Below are 16,334 nucleotides of genomic sequence, written 5' to 3'. Positions count from 1 at the left end.
TCCTTAATGGAATTTTTTGATTCGTATGCTGCTGCATTGATTGCTGCATTCTGCGGAGTAGATCTATCAGAATATTTAAACAGAGTAACATAATTGCTCCAATTGTATAACAAAAAGCGAATGGTTACCACTGTTTTAAAACGACGTTTTTTTGACCTAACAGCTCTTTTAAGCGGTATAACACCTGGTGATCCGCATCGATATGGAACGCCTCAGGAAGCTTTATCGTCTGTTTTTGCCTTTCATAATAGAGATAAACGCCGGTTTCCCCCTTATGCTCCAGCAAAATGCGCTTGATCTTTGTCAGGATCTCCTGACTGTGCTGACTGCTTTCTATTTTCATATAAACCGATGGCGCTTTTTCAGCATTCATATTTTCCAGCAATTCCGCTCTGGACATAATAAACTGGACTTTTTCCTGCCTGATTTCACATTTCCCTGCTGTGAACAATAGAGCGCCCTCTCTTAAAACCGGAGAAAGCTGTCTGAATTGTTCAGGGAACACAACGGCTTCCATTTCGCCGGTCTCATCACTTAACGTTAAAAACGCCATGTTTTGACCTGTTTTTGTCCGAATCGTTTTGATTTTCGACAGCAGGACACCGAGTGAAACCTGCTTTTTAACAGCCTGCTGAGCTTGCTGAATGGGTACCGCTCCTCGCGCTGTCAGCTGGTTTCGAAAGGCAGAGAGCGGATGATTTGAAAAATAAATACCGAGCGTTTCTTTTTCAAATGCAAGAATATCCACAAGCGGAAGCTCCTCGGTTTCCACGTACTTCGGTTTAATGGAGAACGATTCTTCTAAAAACAATCCCATTTGGTCATCGTCCGCGGCGAATAGCTCGGCATGCTCTAACGCAACATCAATCGATGCGAGCAGCGTAGCCCGGTTTTGATCGAATTCGTCCATTGCACCAGAAAATATGAGTGCTTCAAGCGTTTTGCGATTTACGCTTTTTGACGGCACGCGAAAGCAGAAATCGAAAAGATCTTCAAATGGTTTCTCTTTTCTTGCTTTATATATATCTTTGACTGCTGAGACGCCTACACTTTTTATCGCACGGAGGCTGTACCTGACAGCCCCGTCTTCAACTGTAAACGGATAGCTGCTTTTGTTCACTGACGGAGGAAGGATACGAATCCCGCTCCCCTTCGCTTCGTAAAGATATTGAGCTATTTTATCCTCATTGCCAATGACGCTTGTAAGCAATCCGCACATAAAATATAAAGGATAATGAGCCTTCAAATACGCAAGCTGGCAGCCGATCATGCTGTATGCCACCGCATGGCTTCTGTTGAAGCCATAGTTTGCGAATTTGACGATTAAATCGTAGACTTCATTTGCAGTGTCTACAGAATACTCCTTTTTTAAGCACCCTTCAACAAAATGGCTTCGCTCTCGGTCAAGAATGTCTTTCTTTTTTTTGCTGACTGCACGTCTGAGCAGGTCCGCCTCGCCTAAAGAAAATCCTGCCATACGCGAAGCAATCACCATAATTTGCTCCTGATAAACGATGACACCATACGTATCTTCCAATATCCCTCTTAAATCTTCGTGGGGATAATGAACCGGCACGCGCCCGTGTTTACGGTCGATAAATAACGGAATATTTTCCATCGGGCCGGGCCGGTACAGTGCGTTTACCGCGACAATATCTTCTAATCCTGAAGGCTTAAGCCTTTTCAAAACGCTTCTCATTCCTGAGGATTCAAGCTGGAAAATCCCTGTCGTATCCCCTTTTGACAGCAGGGAGAATGTTTTTTCGTCTTGATAAGAAATACTCGAAAGATCTATTTTAATATTTTTTTCTTTTTCAATCATTGAAGTGATGGACTCGATGAGTGTCAGGTTGCGCAAGCCCAAGAAATCCATTTTCAAAAGGCCCAGATCTTCGAGGTGATCCATCGCGTATTGCGTTAAATAGATCCCTTCATGTCCTTCCTGAAGCGGGACAACATCAGTTAACGGTTCCTCACTTAAGACAACGCCGGCCGCGTGGGTTGACGTATGTCTCGGAAGACCTTCTATTTTTCTGGCAATCGTAAACACTTGCTGAAGCAGACTTGACTCACTGAGTCGCTTATTCAGCTCCGGCGATTGCTTTCTCGCATCATCCAAGGTCATGCCCGGCCTTGAAGGAATGAGCTTCGCAAGCTGATCCGCTTCCTTCGGGCTTACACCGAATACCCTTCCGACGTCCCGAAGCGCCGCTTTTGCCGCCAGCGTCCCGAAGGTAATAATCTGGGCGACGTGCATTGCGCCGTATTTCTGCTGAACGTATTGAATGACCTCGTCCCTTCTCGTATCCGGAAAGTCGATATCAATATCCGGCATACTGATTCGTTCCGGGTTTAAAAACCTTTCAAACAGCAGGTGATGCTTGATCGGATCAACGTCCGTGATATAGAGGACATAAGCTACGAGCGATCCCGCCGCAGAACCCCTTCCCGGTCCTGTCACAATCCCTTTTTCATGGGCGTGCTTCATAAAATCCCATACGATCAGAAAATAATCGCTGAACTTCATCCGCTTGATGACATCAAGTTCATATTGAAGACGTCGAATATACTGTTCATCTGGTGTATCGAAGCGGCTGCGGAGCCCTGTCATACAAACATCCGTCAAATAATCATCCGCGGATGTACCGTCTGGAGTCGGAAATGATGGCAGGCGGGTCTGTCCCAGACTGACGTCAACCCGGCATTGTTCTGCAATCTCAACAGATGCTTGCAATGCCTCAGGATGCTCTTGGTATATAACACGCATTTCATCAATGGATTTCAAGTCGAGATCCGGCATCTCTTCGTTTGATGCCTCAGTGAGTTTTTCACCTGACTTTATCGCTTTCAAACAGCGATAGGCAGCCTGATCTTCTTTCCTTATATAATGAACATCGCCTGTCGCCGTGACCGGAATTCCCGTTTCTTCAGACAGCCGGAGGATTTGCTCAGATAAGAATTTATTTTCTTTAAACAGCTGAAAGGATAAATAAAAAGCGCCTTTTCCGAATATAGACTGAAAATGAAGTGCGGCTTGAGCGGCCTGGTCAAACAGCCCTCCTTCAAGCAGCATTTCAATATAGCCCTTCTCGCCGGGGGTGATCGCAATAATGCCTTCGCGATAGCTGTTAAGCCATTTTGGCTTCAGGCCGTTTTTTGATTTCGATTGCAGGACGCTGCTGATTTTCAGCAGGTTTTGATAGCCTGTATTTGATTTTGCCAGCAGGACGAGAGGGTAGGCTTCGAGCTCGTCATCATCTGTGAAAACAGAAGCCGTCAAGCCGATAATCGGGTTGATCCCCCTCGCCTTGCATGCTTTATAAAATTGTATAGCTCCGTACATGACATGATCATCTGTCAGCGCCAAAGACGCATATCCGAGCCTGTCAGCTTCACTGACGAGCTCTTCCACAGCCGCGGCGCTGTTTAGCAGGCTGTACCCGCTATGCACTTGCAGGTGAACAAAAGACATGCTATCACCTCTTTCTCCATTACGATCCATTTCTTTCTTCATTATAAGTCGGGTTTTCAAAAGAAACAAATGTTCTTTTTCGAGTCGTCATCATACTTGTCCCGAATGCTCAATATGATATAAAAGGTGAGGTGATCAAGATGGATCAGGAAGCTGGTTTTATGGTAAATTTTATCAACAGTTATTTTATAGCATTAGGGGTGCTGATCGGAGGCGCACTCATCGGAGGCCTTGGAGCATATTTGGCAGGCGAAGCCCCGCTTACGGTTATTACAAAGCTTGCGAACAGATTAAAAATATGGGCGCTGGTCGCCGCTATCGGCGGTACATTCGATGCGGTATACAGCTTTGAACGGGGTATTCTTGAAGGCAATACGAGAGATTTATTCAAGCAGATTCTTCTCATTATCTCGGCCATGGGCGGTGCGCAAAGCGGCTGGCTTATTATTTCATGGCTGACACAGGAGCATATTTCTTCATGAGAGTGCCGCAGCATTACAAGAAACCGGGATGGCAGCGTTTTTTTGCAGGTATGATGTGCGGAGCCGTGATCAGCTGGTTTTTTTTCCTGTTTACATACGGAACATTCCAGGAGGAGCAGGTTTCCCTCATCGAAAAACAAAAAGAGCACGTCAAAGACTTGAACGACCAAATTTCCATCTATCAGGAAGACCTCCACAAACTAAATGAAGACAATAAAAGAAAACTGCTTATTCAAAGCGTCGATGTCAAATTGCTGAATGGAGAAAAATATAAAATTTCGCAGCCTGATAAAACAAAATTCGAGGAGCATGTAAAGGATGATATTTCAGAAGTCATTACAAAGGATATAGAAAGCGTCTATAAAACGAAGGAGCTTTTAAAACGGACAATTGAAAATAAAGTCTATACGATCAATGAAAAAAAATATGAGGCAGCCGTCAAGGAATTAATTATTTACACAAGGCTTTCGGTAGAAATCGAAATATCATTCGCGACGTAAATATGGAATTTTTTTAAATTTTTCAAACTCCTGTCGCTTTTTCCCATTCTTTTTTATAAACTATAAATGAGGCTTAATAGCGAAAGGAGGAGGAAGGGAAATGGAGGTTTACAGTGACCGTCAGTTAGCAAAAGATCAAGCAGCCCGACTCAGACAAGGTTTTTCTGCATATGCCGAAACAAACTCACTCGCTTCCCTCATCAAAAAAGAACTTCAATCTCACAATCTCCAAGTCTACGAGGACCTTACTGAGTTCGGCTGCTGGTTCATCCCCGTCACAGATGAACACTAAGAGAGAGGGTCTCCCCTCTACTTGTGTTCTTTACATAACGTCTCCAGATCAGCTAAAATCTGTTCCGCTTTATCCCAGCTGTAAATGGAGGCGCCTGAAGCCAGAGGATGCCCTCCGCCGTTATATTTCCGGGCGAGTCCGTTAATAACAGGCCCCTTTGAACGGAATCTGACTCTGATTTGATCGTCTTCTTCTATGAAAAACACCCATGCGCGAATACCTGAGATATTTCCAAGCGTCCCGACAAGCTGCGACGCTTCAGAAGCCGTTGTGCCGAACCTTTCAAGAGTATCCTTTTTGATGAAAACAGAAGCAGCGCCATTTTCAGACAAAGACACATTTTGAAAGATATAGCCGTTAAGCTTCACCACATTCAGTTTTGTTTCATACAATTGATTAAACAGCTCTGAAGAAGAGAACGGATACTTAATAAGCTCGCCTGCATATTTTAATGTTTTTTCAGTTGTATTGGGAAATAAGAAGCGTCCGGTATCACTGACAATGCCGGCATAGATCAGCTTTGCGGCTTTTGTATTCAGCTTCCAGCCGTGCTCTTTTCCTTCTAAATACAGCTCGTAAATCATTTCACTTACTGAGCTTGCATTCGTATCGACCCACAGAAGATCGCCGTAAGGATCTTCGTTCGGATGGTGGTCGATTTTCATTAGTTTGGCGCCTGATAAATAACGCTGATCGTCGATTCTTTCCTGATTTGCCGTATCGCAGACGATCACAAGGGCGCCTTTATATGTTTCATCGTCCACCTCATCGAGGGTATATAAGAAAGAGAGGGACGGTTCTGGCGTGCCGACCGCAAAAATATTTTTTTCAGGATACGTTTCACGCAGGATTTCCGTAAGTCCGCACTGAGATCCGTAGGCATCCGGGTCAGGGCGCACATGTCTATGTAAGATAATCGTGTCATATAATGATATGGTTCTGATCAATTCAGTTTTCATTTGATACTCCTTTATTGTTTTTTTTCATTAAATCACATTCTCTGCCGACGGAAAAGAAAAATAACGTCAAAACCAAGCCCGTTTTTGTATAGAATGGGTTTGTAAACTTTTACGATGGAGGATTTCATTTATGCTGGTTCTTGTTTTTTTGATTGGGCTTTCAGCCTGCTTTTATGTGTACTATAAAGTAAAAGGCGTACGGGCAAAGCAATCTTTGGAAAAAAAAATCTTTTCAGCAAAATCTAGCATGGCATTAGGATCGCTGGTGCTGTTTTACGGACTCAATCAAATGATATTATTCCATTCAGTATTAACGTTAGTAATCGGCGGCATCTTTATCGTCATCGGAGCCGGAAGCGCATGGGCAGGTTATAAAGCCTACAGCCATTACAATCCCCTTCACGCCAAAGAAGCTGAAAGAGATCACGCGTAAGGGGCGCCTGAGACGTCCCTTAGCTTCTTTCCATCAGCTGAACCATCAGCATTGCTTTAGACACGATATGGCCTTGGCTGTGCACTTCAACTTCCATTTTTCCGAACTTTCTTCCAGCCTCTAAAATGCGCGGCTTGACTTCGATGACCGACTCCATCTGCACAGGCTTCAAAAAGAAAATGGTGATGCTTTCTATCACTAGTTCGCCGCGTTTTTTCGAGCGCAAAAACCGATTGGCTGCTTGCGTCAAAATGGTCGTAAACACGCCATAAGAAATCGTCCCCAGCTGATTTGTCATTTGCGGCGTTACTTCATACTGATAAACCGTCTGATCCTGTTTATCCTCATCCTCATCTTTAAATCCTCTTGAGACGATATCATCAAGCTTTTCCCCGACTTGAGGCTGCTTTTGAATCATTTGAAGAGCTTTCAGCACGTCTTGGCGGCTGATCATGCCAATCAGTTTTTGGTGTCCGTCAGTGACGGGAAGCACTTCGATCCCTTCCCATACCATCATTTGCGCCGCTGAGGCGACAGACGTTTTTCCAATAACCGTAACCGGATTTTTTGTCATGACTTTTTCAATGGGTGCATTCCGGTCGTGACCTGCGATATCTTTCGAAGTCAAGATCCCGTGGATTTTCATTTGTTCGTCGACAACCGGGAAACGCCCATGGCCCGTTTCAAAATTTTTCTCGTACCATTTTTCAAGTTTATCCTTAGGTGAAAGATATATCGTACGGTCAGCGGGCGTTAAAATGTCCTCCACCAGAACGATTTCTTTTTTGATCAGCTGGTCATAAATAGCTCGGTTAATCATAGCGGCGACTGTAAAGGTGTCATAGCTCGTGGATAAAATCGGCAGCTCAAGCTCGTCTGCCAGCTGCACGATGCTGTCATCTGTGTTAAATCCGCCCGTTACAAGTACAGCGGCGCCTGCCTCAAGCGCCTGTCTGTGTGCATTGATTCGATTTCCGACAATCAAAAGATTTCCGGCTGCCGTGTACCGCATCATCGCATCCAGCTCCATTGCGCCTATGACAAATTTATTTAATGTCTTATGGAGTCCGGCCCGGCCTCCGAGCACTTGTCCGTCTATGACGTTTACAACCTCTGCATATGTAAGCTTTTCGATATTTTCTTTTTTCTTTTGTTCAATTCTGATTGTTCCGACACGTTCAATCGTACTGACAAAGCCTTTATTCTCTGCTTCCTTGATCGCTCTGTACGCCGTGCCTTCACTTACTTTCATTTCCTTTGCGATTCTCCGCACAGAAATTTTTTCACCGACAGGCAGCGAATCAATATATGTTAAAATTTGTTCATGCTTAGTTGCCAAACCTTTCACCTCTAAGGGACAGTCTTCTGCTTTTATTATAAGGGCTCGGATGATTGATTCGCAATGAGGCAGGAAAATAAAAAGGAAGCCTGCCCGGCTTCTTACAGCGCAGTGTTCTGTTGGGTGCTGAAGAACGAATCCATCATTCAGACTTCCCGCAAGCTCCTGGCCTTCGTGATTCCTTTCACATCTATAAAAACAATGTCTTTATTTTTCTTTTATATTGATGTCAACTGCTGCTTTTACAATCTTTTTATTCCCTATTTTAGATAAAACAAATAAAACAGCAAACAGCCATATTGCTCCTATCGCCGTATAGATAAATGGATAAACAGCTGTGTTTTCAATCCATTCATTTATCAATGTTCTCGCATTTACTAATATAATAAATCCTCCTACAAGCACACCCATCAATTGCGGGTGAAATTTCTGTACGAGCCATGCTGCGATAGGGGCCGCGATAATTCCGCCAGCCATTAACGAACACACCCATAACCAATTGACATCCTCCCATCCCAATGAAACAAGAAAACCGACAGTTGCAGATACTGCGATGGCAAACTCACTAGTATCTACAGTTCCTACTACTTTCCTCGGACTCAGGCCTTTTCGGGATAATAAAATCGGAGTGGTGACGGGGCCCCAGCCACCTCCTCCTGTGGCATCTGCAAAACCGGCGATCACTCCTAAGGGAATGGATTGTTTTCTGCTTAACGGCACATGTTTTTTCTCAAGAGCAGGCTTGTATTGAAATAAAAATCTTATCAATACATATCCGCCCAGCAGGAGCAGAAACAAAGAAATATAGGGTTTCGCCACATCTCCGGGTAAATGGCTGAGAAATGCAGCGCCTAAAAAAGCCCCTATTGAACCGGGAATGACAAGCTGATAAACAGTTTGTTTGTCAACATTTCCAAATTTAATATGTGACACTCCTGATGCGGCAGTCGTGACGACTTCCGCTAAATGGACAGAAGCCGAAGCAACAGCAGGCGTTATGCTGAAAGCTAATAACAGCGAAGTTGAGGTAACACCATAAGCCATACCTAACGAACCGTCTATTAACTGCGATAACAAGCCTATAAATGCAAAAACAATTAATTTCTTCATCAGCACACCTCGTCTGTATCAATCGAATATTTTCTCAAAGCAAACCATCTCTGACTCTTCATTCCTGCGTTCATTATCCTAATAATCTTCTAGCGCTTTCATATAAAAAATAAGAGGCTTTTATAATGGCAGTTTCATCAATTGTAAATGCCGGGTGATGCCAATCATGATCACCGCCTGTTCCAAAAAAAGCAAAGGATCCGGGAATATGCTCCAAATAGTAAGCAAAATCCTCCCCGGCAGTGGATTGGTCGGGTGAAATGACCTGAAGCTGTGCTTTATGAGCAGCAGCTTTTGCGATTTCAGTTATTGCTGTATCATTACAAAGCGGCGGCGGTCCGGAAATCCACTTCACATTCGCCTTCAAAGAAAAAGCAGAAGAAATCTGCTCTGCAACAGACAGAAAACGCTGCTTCACTTGTTCCCGAACCTCTGAATCAAATGTTCGAACAGTGCCTTCGATCACCGCTGTATCGGGGATGACGTTCCATGTGCTGCCGCCTTCGATTTTCGCTACAGTTACAATCGCGCTTTTTAGCGGATTTACATTTCTGCTTACAATCGTTTGCAGGGCGACGATAAGCTGAGAGGCGCCGACAATAGGATCAAAACCATTATGCGGCAATGCTGCATGAGCGCCTTTTCCTTGTATCGCTACTTTAAATCGGTCAACAGCAGCCATAAGAGGACCTGTTTTTAACCCTACAACGCCAACCGGTATATCGGGTTTGTTGTGAAGACCGATAACTGCTTCAATGCCATCCAATTGGCCATCCGCTATCACTTTTGCAGCGCCTGCGCCTGATTCCTCAGCCGGCTGGAATAACAAACGAACCTTTCCTTTCAGGCTATCTTGATTTTCCTTTAGCAAAAAGGCCGCACCAAGAAGCGCTGCCGTGTGAAAATCATGGCCGCACGCGTGCATGATTCCTTTCTTTTTAGATGCATAGGGCAACCCTGTTTTTTCTTCGATTGGCAGCGCGTCAATATCAGCCCTCAAAGCAATGGCCGGACCTTCTGACTCCCCTGCTATATCTGCGAATACACCTGTTTTTAATGATGTAGGACGAATTGGTATGCCCTTTTCTCCAAGGCATTTTGCAATAAAATCGGTTGTTTCAAATTCTTCTTTTGACAGCTCGGGGTATTGGTGCAGATGCCGGCGTATTGCGATGAGCTCTTTTTCAAGCGATAAGAGATTCAATGGATTATGCTCGCTATCATCTTCAATTGTTTTTGCTGTCTGATATGGGTATGCCCCTTCTATATTTCTCCAATAATCTAAAGGCATGTTTTCTCCTCCTTTCAGCTCTTTACCTATCTGCCTTTAACATCACAAGATCTCCAGTCTCTTCAATATAAGCAGTAATAAAACGGCTCAATTTAAATGCAAGACCGCCCGGCCCAAATTTTACACACTTACTGGGAGGGTTCTCATTCTCTGCCTGCAAAAAGCTTAAAAAAGATAAAATATATATACGCCGATATGCAACTTGTGTAATACCATACTCAAAAAACCAATTGTCAATCACATTGTATACACCGCGGTTGATCCCGTATAAACTGTTACACTTCTTGTAAAAGCTGAGGTCCGGAAGATTTAACTCAGGGTGTGAGAGCAGGCTTTCTTTATTTTGAGATGCAATTCCCATACGTTCAAAGCGTTTGGAAGCGTATGAAATATCCTTTTTGATTTGCTCTTTTAGTGACTCCAAAGAATAAAACCTTCTTTCATCTCTTATTTTAAAGAGAATGCTGCATTCCATATGTTCTCCGTAGATCTCCCTATCAAAGTGAATCAAAAAAATCTCAATGGTTTTTTTCAGATTAGGACCAATCGTTGGTTTCACTCCGATATTCATAACCCCTAAATAAAATTGCTGGTTGATCGCCGCCAGAACCCCGTAAACGCCGTTAGGAAGCCCGTTTATTTCGGTTTCTATATTTGCTGTGGGAAATCCTAATTTTCTGCCCAACTGTTTTCCTTTCACAACCGTACCTGCAATGATTGCCAAAAAAGTCATCCTCCTCCCGCTTCTCCTATTAATGATTTGATGAATGTACAAAAGGATGATGAACCGAAGTATCAAGCCCAAGATTTCCCCGCAATGTCCCGCCGTTATAGTCTCTGCGGTACAGCCCTCTTTCTTGAAGAATCGGAATCACTTTTTCTACAAAGGCATCAAGTGTTCCCGGGATATCCGACCCGATGATAAAACCGTCAGCAGCTTCGGCTTTGAACCAAGTCTCAAGCAAGGAGGCGACCTGCTCTGGTGTACCGATGAATGGAGTCCTTGGAAAAGCCATTTCCCGCGCCACTTCCCGTAGTGTCATGTTTCTGGCTTTCGCTTCTCTCTTAATTCGATCTGTTGTGCTTTGAAAAGCATTCTTTCCAACTTCGCCAATATCGGGAAACGGTTCATCAAGCGGGAACACACTCAGATCGTAATCATCAAAAAATCTCCCCAAATAAGTAACTGCATTCTCAATCGGAACCAATTCTGCAAATTCCCGGTATTTCTTCTCTGCTTCTTCTTCCGTATCTGCCACAATCGGGCTGATTCCCGGAAAAATCAGCACGCTGGAAGGGTCGCGCCCTTGAGCGGCAGCCCGCTTTTTAATATCCGCATAAAATGCGATTGTCTCGCCTAATGAATTGGAATGGGTAAAAATCGCATCTGCATTTTTGGCCGCAAATTGACGGCCTGTTTCTGAAGAACCCGCTTGAAACACGACAGGCTCTCCCTGATTTGAGCGCCCGATATTTAAAGGCCCCTCTACTTGAAAATATTCTCCTTTGTGATTCAGACGATGAAGCTTTGCCGGATCAAAAAACTGCCCTGTTTCTTTATTGTGTATAAATGCGTCCTTCTCCCAGGAATTCCACAAACCACGCACAACATCCAAATGCTCTTGTGCAATAACGTAACGCTCGGTGTGTTCTGGCAGTCTGGTTCTGCTATGATTACGTGCAGCTCCTTCCTGCGGAGAAGTAACCAGATTCCAGCCAGCCCTCCCCCCGCTGATGTGGTCCAGCGACATTAACTGCCTTGAAATCGTAAATGGCTCAGTAAAAGAAGTAGAGAACGTACCTACTAAACCAATGTTTTTTGTGACGGACGCAAGCGCCGATAATATGGTGATCGGCTCAAATCGATTTAAAAAATGGGGAATTGATTTTTCAGAAATAAATAAGCCGTCTGCAATGAAAATGAAACTGAACAAGCCTTTTTCAGCTGTTTGAGCCTTTTGCTTGTAAAATTCCACGTTTGTACTTGCGGAAGGATCGACTTCAGGGTGACGCCAGCCGTCAGTTGTTCCCCCAACCCCATGAATAATGGCTCCAAACTGAATATCATTTCTTCGCGTCACCTTTTTTCCTCCTTAATCTGAGCGTAATTGGCAAGTGCAAGCTCAAGATTTTTAATACCAATTTCAGTAATCCCTTCATAACGATTACCGCCGCCAACTTCTACCACAGGAACGTGGTGTACTCCGTATTTCACCTGTAAAATGTCTCTCAGCTCTTCCTTCTCCGAAACATCGATATTTTGAAATGCTATTGCTTTTTCATGTAAATAATTTTTAACTTCTTCGCAATATGCACAGCCTTTCTTACTCCAAACCACAACGTTGACAAAATCGCTCATGTTTTATCCCCCTTATTGTTTTGCGGCTAGAACTGCATCACTCAGCAGCTGATAAGACAGCCGTTTTTCGTCTGCATTTTTGATCGGTGAAAAAATGACAAAATCGTTAATTCTGTATGTGTCTGATAAACGTTTTAATTCGTCCGCCGCTTCTTCCTTCGTTCCGGCAATCACCCCGGTTTTTTGGACGATGATGTCATAGGGCTGGCTGACGTTCTCAAGATAGGCTTCGGCTTGTTCGCGGCTACCGACATTCACTCTCCTCCCATCTTGCAACATCACTTTTATCGATTCACGCGACTCAATATGTTTTTGTGCCTCTTCCTTTGTACGCGCCGCAAAAACAGCGGGAGCAAGGTGAAATTCCGCTTCAGAGCCTGCTGGCAGATGCGTGTCAAAGGCTCGGCGGGCTTCTTTTAGCACTTTCTCTTCACCGTTAATAAAGTAAGCAAAGACAAAAGATATTCCCAGTTTTGCAGCTGAAATTGCGCTCTCTGTGCTTCCCCCCAGCAGAAAAAGTCCCGGCCTGTGTTCAGCCTGCGGTGCCGGCCGCAGTTGCGCAAAACAGTGGGCATCTGGAAAATCATCCCGAATGAAATGAGTGAGATCCTCCAGCTTTTCTTCAAACTTGCGCGCCGGTTTTACATATTCATATTGCAGAGCGTCTGTCGACAGCTGAAAGCCGCCGGGCGCTTTGCCTACTCCAAGGTCAATGCGTCCGGGAGCTAATGCAGACAATAGATGAAACTGCTCCGCCACTTTGTATGGGCTATAATGCTGCAGCATCACGCCGCCGGATGCTAAACGTATGGTCTTTGTGCTTGCGGCAAGATACCCTAAAAGAACTTCAGGAGCGGAGCCGGCAATATCACTATTGTTGTGATGTTCAGCGACCCAAAAACGGTAATATCCATACTCTTCAGCCATCTGCGCCAACTTCACCGTATGCTGTAATGTATCGGCTGCGGTTTCTCCTTCACCTGCCAGACTTTGGTCTAATATACTTAAGCGGATCATATCACCGGCTCCTTTATGTGTTCTTTTATTTCATATAAATACTCCGGCGAAACACGGCGGAGAAACCGCTTTGTTCTTTCTTTTTTCGTATGGCGGAAGACTTCATCCGGAGTTCCTTGTTCAACAATGACGCCCTCATCCATAAAAACAACTTGATCTGAAACCCTTTTCGCAAACTCCATTTCATGTGTAACAATGATCATAGTGGCTCCGGTCCTCACAATATCGAGCATGACCTCAAGAACTTCGCCGACCAGCTCTGGGTCAAGCGCAGCTGTCGGCTCATCGAACAGCAGCACATCAGGATTAATGGCAAGCGCCCTCGCTATTCCAACTCTTTGTTTTTGCCCTCCCGATAATTGACTCGGATAAGCGTTCAATTTGTCTTGAAGCCCAACCTTTATCAGCTCGTTCTCTGCTATGGCATACGCGTCTTGTTTTCTCATTTTCCGGGCTACCGTCAAACCCTCCATGATATTTTCAATCACCGTTTTGTGAGTAAACAAATGATATTGCTGAAATACCATTGCTGTCTGTTTTCTGAGCCAGCGAGTGTCTTTTTTTGTCGGAAAACTGCAATTAATCACTTTGTCATGTAAAGAGATGATCCCTTCGTCCGGCCTTTCTAATAAATTAAGGCAGCGTAAAAAGGTGGTTTTCCCTGACCCGCTTGGACCGATAATTGTCACAACTTCTCCTTTGTGCACAGTCAGATTTATTCCTCTTAATACCTGGTGCATGCCAAAACGCTTATGAATATTTTTAATCTCAATCATAAAGTGCCTCCTTGAAATCTGGATGCCTTCCTCTCAAATATTCCATTTACGGTTTCCATCATAAGAGTCAGCACCCAATAGATAATCGCCGCTCCGATAAAGGCTTCCAAAAATGCATAATTATCAGAAGCAACGATAGTCGCTGTCCCTGTTATTTCAGGAACAGCCACTATAGCTGCAATAGAGGTCGTATGCAAAAACCCGATGCCTAAATTTGTGAAGTTAGGGATTGAAACCATCAGCGCCTGCGGCAATATCACTCGACGAAAGGTTTGACCGTGCGTCAGGCCGATTGAATAGGCCGCTTCGACCTGTCCGGTATCCATTGCCAAGATGCCCGACCGGATAATTTCTGTTAAATAAGCACCAGCAGTTAAAGACAAAGCCATGACCACAAACACGGCGACCGGAATCTCATTGGCGGACCAGCCGAGATGAAAAAAGCTGCTGACACGATCCACAATCGGCGGCACGCCTAAATAAATCAGCATAATATGGAGAATGGCAGGTGTACTCCGAAAAAATGACACATAAAGCCTTGAACAAGCCGCCAATCCCTTTATTCTAAAAATTCTGACCATTATATTTCCAAGTGCCGCAAGAAATCCGAGGATGATCGGCAAAACAGCCATCATCAATGTCAGCGGAATGGTTTTTATCATTTCTTTCATGGCGGAAGCAATAAATGGAAAGTCAAATTGCAATCTTCTCCCCTCCTAGTCCCCGTACATATTTCAATGTATGTTCATGTCAAAAACGGTAACAAGTCGTTTTTGATCCTTCTTGATTCGTTTTTCGGCCAATGTAAAGAACCTTTCGAATAAAACTGCTACGGCATAATAAACAACGGATAGCGCAATGTACACTTCAAGAGAATGATTGCTTGAGGTAATCAGTGTTTGGCCCCTTCCCGACATATCCATCACACCTATTGAAAAAGCAAGAGACGTATCTTTTAAAGAACTGATCACCATGTTTCCCATATTCGGAAAAGCCTGCACAAAGGCCTGGGGCAGAACGATGCGCCTGAAAGCCTGCCTTCCGCTGAGACCAATACTGTACGCCGCTTCCGTTTGGCCTTTATCAACACTGCCCGCCCCTGCTCGAATGATTTCAGCTGCTGCTGCGGCATTGCTTAACGCGTATGTTGCAACAGCGGCATAAAACGGATCCATTTTTGATGTATCAATCCCTATCACCCCCGTCAGCGCCGGTATGCCATAAAACACGATAAAAAGCTGCACCATAACGGGTGTACCTCTGAAAAACGAGATATACACTCTTGCAAATTGATTTACAATAGGAAAGTTATAGATGCGGGGCAGCGCTAAAAAGAGCCCCAATACAAACCCGAATAGCAATGACAGCGTTAAAATGTATAATGTAACCGGCAGATAGCCGATTAAGGTCGGTACAAAATCTGCAATCATGCTGATATCAAACGCTTTTTCCATCACGGCTCCCTCTCTTTATACTCAATACTGTTCCTTGGAATAATCGTCGCCCAGCCATTTTAAACTGAGCTCTTTCAGTGTTCCGTCATCAATGATTTCCTGTAATGCTTTGTCAATGTTTTTACGTAATGTTTGTTCATTTTTGTTAAACATAAAATACACTTTGGCATTGGAGAGCGCATCACCGACCGTTTTTTCTTTTATCGCGCTCGTTTTGTTTTGAAAATCCACTGCAAAAGGCGTTGAGATTGTCGCGTCGGCACGGCCTGACTGCAGCTGGTTCGCGGCATCGTTTGAACCTTGGCCCGCATAGGCAATCTCGAATGGGTCGCCATGTTTCTCATTCCATTTTTTCAACACAAGCGCGCCGTTTGAGGTTGCGCTTGTAATGACCCGTTTCCCTTTTAAATCTTCAATCCCGTGAATGGTATCGTTATCTTGAAGGACGGTTATTTTTAAAGGGAAATGATTGTAGGCGACCTCGTTAAAGAGAAACTTTTTTTCACGCTCTTCGCTTTTCTCCATTTGATGTGCCACGATATCGACTTTATGCTGGCCGAGACTGACAAGCAGGTTGGAAAATTCCATCGTTTTGAAAGTGAATTTATAATTCGGCAGACGCTTATCAATCTCTTTAACCAGCTCGACATCATAACCGGTCAAATCGCCATCATCATTAATAAAGCAAATATTCGGAAATTGAGTCCCGGTTCCGACTGTAATCGTCTGCACCTTCTTTTCTCCAGCCCCCGTTGTTTGGCTGCCGCCGCAAGCCGAAAGGACTGTTGTAACGGCAAACAATATTGTCATGACAGCTGCTTTTGTCCTCATCTTATCGCCTCATTTTCAG

General features: G+C 44.3%; 17 protein-coding genes. 4 read left to right on the top strand and 13 right to left on the bottom strand.

What is annotated here, in order from left to right; all coding sequences use genetic code 11:
• Positions 1 to 124: 124 nt before the first annotated feature.
• The gene (gene dnaE / locus ACQVGS_RS06555; RefSeq protein WP_440152334.1) at positions 125 to 3,472 is read right to left on the bottom strand and encodes a DNA polymerase III subunit alpha; all 3,348 of its coding nucleotides are present in this window, start codon (positions 3,470 to 3,472) and stop codon (positions 125 to 127) included.
• A gap of 140 nt (positions 3,473 to 3,612) precedes the next feature.
• Here dnaE and ytrH point away from each other — a divergent pair, with 140 nt between their 5' ends.
• The 3 genes from ytrH (at position 3,613) to ACQVGS_RS06540 (ending at position 4,746) form a co-directional block, all read left to right on the top strand.
• Positions 3,613 to 3,954 (top strand): sporulation membrane protein YtrH, encoded by a 342-nt coding sequence (ytrH, locus tag ACQVGS_RS06550; RefSeq protein WP_024122464.1) that lies wholly within the window; start codon positions 3,613 to 3,615, stop codon positions 3,952 to 3,954.
• Positions 3,951 to 4,454, top strand: coding sequence for a sporulation membrane protein YtrI (gene ytrI / locus ACQVGS_RS06545; RefSeq protein ID WP_024122465.1), 504 nt, complete (start codon positions 3,951 to 3,953; stop codon positions 4,452 to 4,454). Before ytrH ends, ytrI begins: the two co-directional genes overlap by 4 nt.
• Before the next feature lie 100 nt (positions 4,455 to 4,554).
• Positions 4,555 to 4,746, top strand: a complete 192-nt coding sequence (locus tag ACQVGS_RS06540) for a YtzJ family protein (RefSeq protein ID WP_010335284.1) — start codon at positions 4,555 to 4,557, stop codon at positions 4,744 to 4,746.
• Between the two features lie 17 nt (positions 4,747 to 4,763).
• Here the strand turns inward: ACQVGS_RS06540 and nrnA are convergent, their stop codons facing one another.
• Positions 4,764 to 5,705 (bottom strand): bifunctional oligoribonuclease/PAP phosphatase NrnA, encoded by a 942-nt coding sequence (nrnA, locus tag ACQVGS_RS06535; RefSeq protein WP_024122466.1) that lies wholly within the window; start codon positions 5,703 to 5,705, stop codon positions 4,764 to 4,766.
• A gap of 130 nt (positions 5,706 to 5,835) precedes the next feature.
• Between nrnA and ACQVGS_RS06530 the strand changes: the two genes are divergently transcribed.
• Positions 5,836 to 6,138 carry a YtpI family protein gene (locus tag ACQVGS_RS06530; protein ID WP_316961085.1) on the top strand — a complete coding sequence of 101 codons (303 nt, stop codon included), beginning with the start codon at positions 5,836 to 5,838 and terminating at the stop codon, positions 6,136 to 6,138.
• Between the two features lie 19 nt (positions 6,139 to 6,157).
• Here the strand turns inward: ACQVGS_RS06530 and ACQVGS_RS06525 are convergent, their stop codons facing one another.
• From ACQVGS_RS06525 to ACQVGS_RS06475, 11 genes are all read right to left on the bottom strand, one after another.
• Positions 6,158 to 7,477: a CBS domain-containing protein gene (locus ACQVGS_RS06525; RefSeq protein ID WP_044153858.1), complete on the bottom strand. Its 1,320-nt coding sequence runs from the start codon at positions 7,475 to 7,477 to the stop codon at positions 6,158 to 6,160.
• A 207-nt stretch (positions 7,478 to 7,684) separates the two neighbouring features.
• On the bottom strand, positions 7,685 to 8,587 hold the full coding sequence (locus ACQVGS_RS06520; RefSeq protein WP_024122469.1) for a sulfite exporter TauE/SafE family protein: 903 nt from the start codon (positions 8,585 to 8,587) through the stop codon (positions 7,685 to 7,687).
• A 73-nt stretch (positions 8,588 to 8,660) separates the two neighbouring features.
• The gene (locus tag ACQVGS_RS06515; protein ID WP_316961086.1) at positions 8,661 to 9,878 is read right to left on the bottom strand and encodes an amidohydrolase; all 1,218 of its coding nucleotides are present in this window, start codon (positions 9,876 to 9,878) and stop codon (positions 8,661 to 8,663) included.
• 22 nt (positions 9,879 to 9,900) lie between these two features.
• Positions 9,901 to 10,602 (bottom strand): RNA-binding riboflavin kinase RibR, encoded by a 702-nt coding sequence (gene ribR / locus ACQVGS_RS06510; protein ID WP_101863489.1) that lies wholly within the window; start codon positions 10,600 to 10,602, stop codon positions 9,901 to 9,903.
• A 28-nt stretch (positions 10,603 to 10,630) separates the two neighbouring features.
• Complete coding sequence (locus ACQVGS_RS06505; protein ID WP_316961087.1) at positions 10,631 to 11,959, bottom strand: LLM class flavin-dependent oxidoreductase; 1,329 nt, start codon at positions 11,957 to 11,959, stop codon at positions 10,631 to 10,633.
• Positions 11,956 to 12,237: a glutaredoxin family protein gene (locus ACQVGS_RS06500; protein WP_106020256.1), complete on the bottom strand. Its 282-nt coding sequence runs from the start codon at positions 12,235 to 12,237 to the stop codon at positions 11,956 to 11,958. Before ACQVGS_RS06500 ends, ACQVGS_RS06505 begins: the two co-directional genes overlap by 4 nt.
• A gap of 12 nt (positions 12,238 to 12,249) precedes the next feature.
• Positions 12,250 to 13,254 carry an LLM class flavin-dependent oxidoreductase gene (locus ACQVGS_RS06495; RefSeq protein WP_316961088.1) on the bottom strand — a complete coding sequence of 335 codons (1,005 nt, stop codon included), beginning with the start codon at positions 13,252 to 13,254 and terminating at the stop codon, positions 12,250 to 12,252.
• A complete protein-coding gene (locus ACQVGS_RS06490; RefSeq protein ID WP_095714218.1) occupies positions 13,251 to 14,030 on the bottom strand; it encodes an amino acid ABC transporter ATP-binding protein in 780 nt (259 codons plus the stop codon). The genes ACQVGS_RS06495 and ACQVGS_RS06490 overlap by 4 nt, the downstream gene beginning before the upstream one ends.
• On the bottom strand, positions 14,027 to 14,734 hold the full coding sequence (locus ACQVGS_RS06485) for an amino acid ABC transporter permease (protein ID WP_101860130.1): 708 nt from the start codon (positions 14,732 to 14,734) through the stop codon (positions 14,027 to 14,029). The genes ACQVGS_RS06490 and ACQVGS_RS06485 overlap by 4 nt, the downstream gene beginning before the upstream one ends.
• A gap of 30 nt (positions 14,735 to 14,764) precedes the next feature.
• A complete protein-coding gene (locus ACQVGS_RS06480; protein WP_024122477.1) occupies positions 14,765 to 15,484 on the bottom strand; it encodes an amino acid ABC transporter permease in 720 nt (239 codons plus the stop codon).
• A gap of 21 nt (positions 15,485 to 15,505) precedes the next feature.
• Complete coding sequence (locus ACQVGS_RS06475; protein WP_024122478.1) at positions 15,506 to 16,315, bottom strand: amino acid ABC transporter substrate-binding protein; 810 nt, start codon at positions 16,313 to 16,315, stop codon at positions 15,506 to 15,508.
• Positions 16,316 to 16,334 lie beyond the last annotated feature (19 nt).

The organism is Bacillus sp. SD127, from assembly GCF_058566445.1.
Note: the sequence above shows the minus strand (reverse complement) of the source record. Positions and strands in the feature narration are given on the sequence as shown.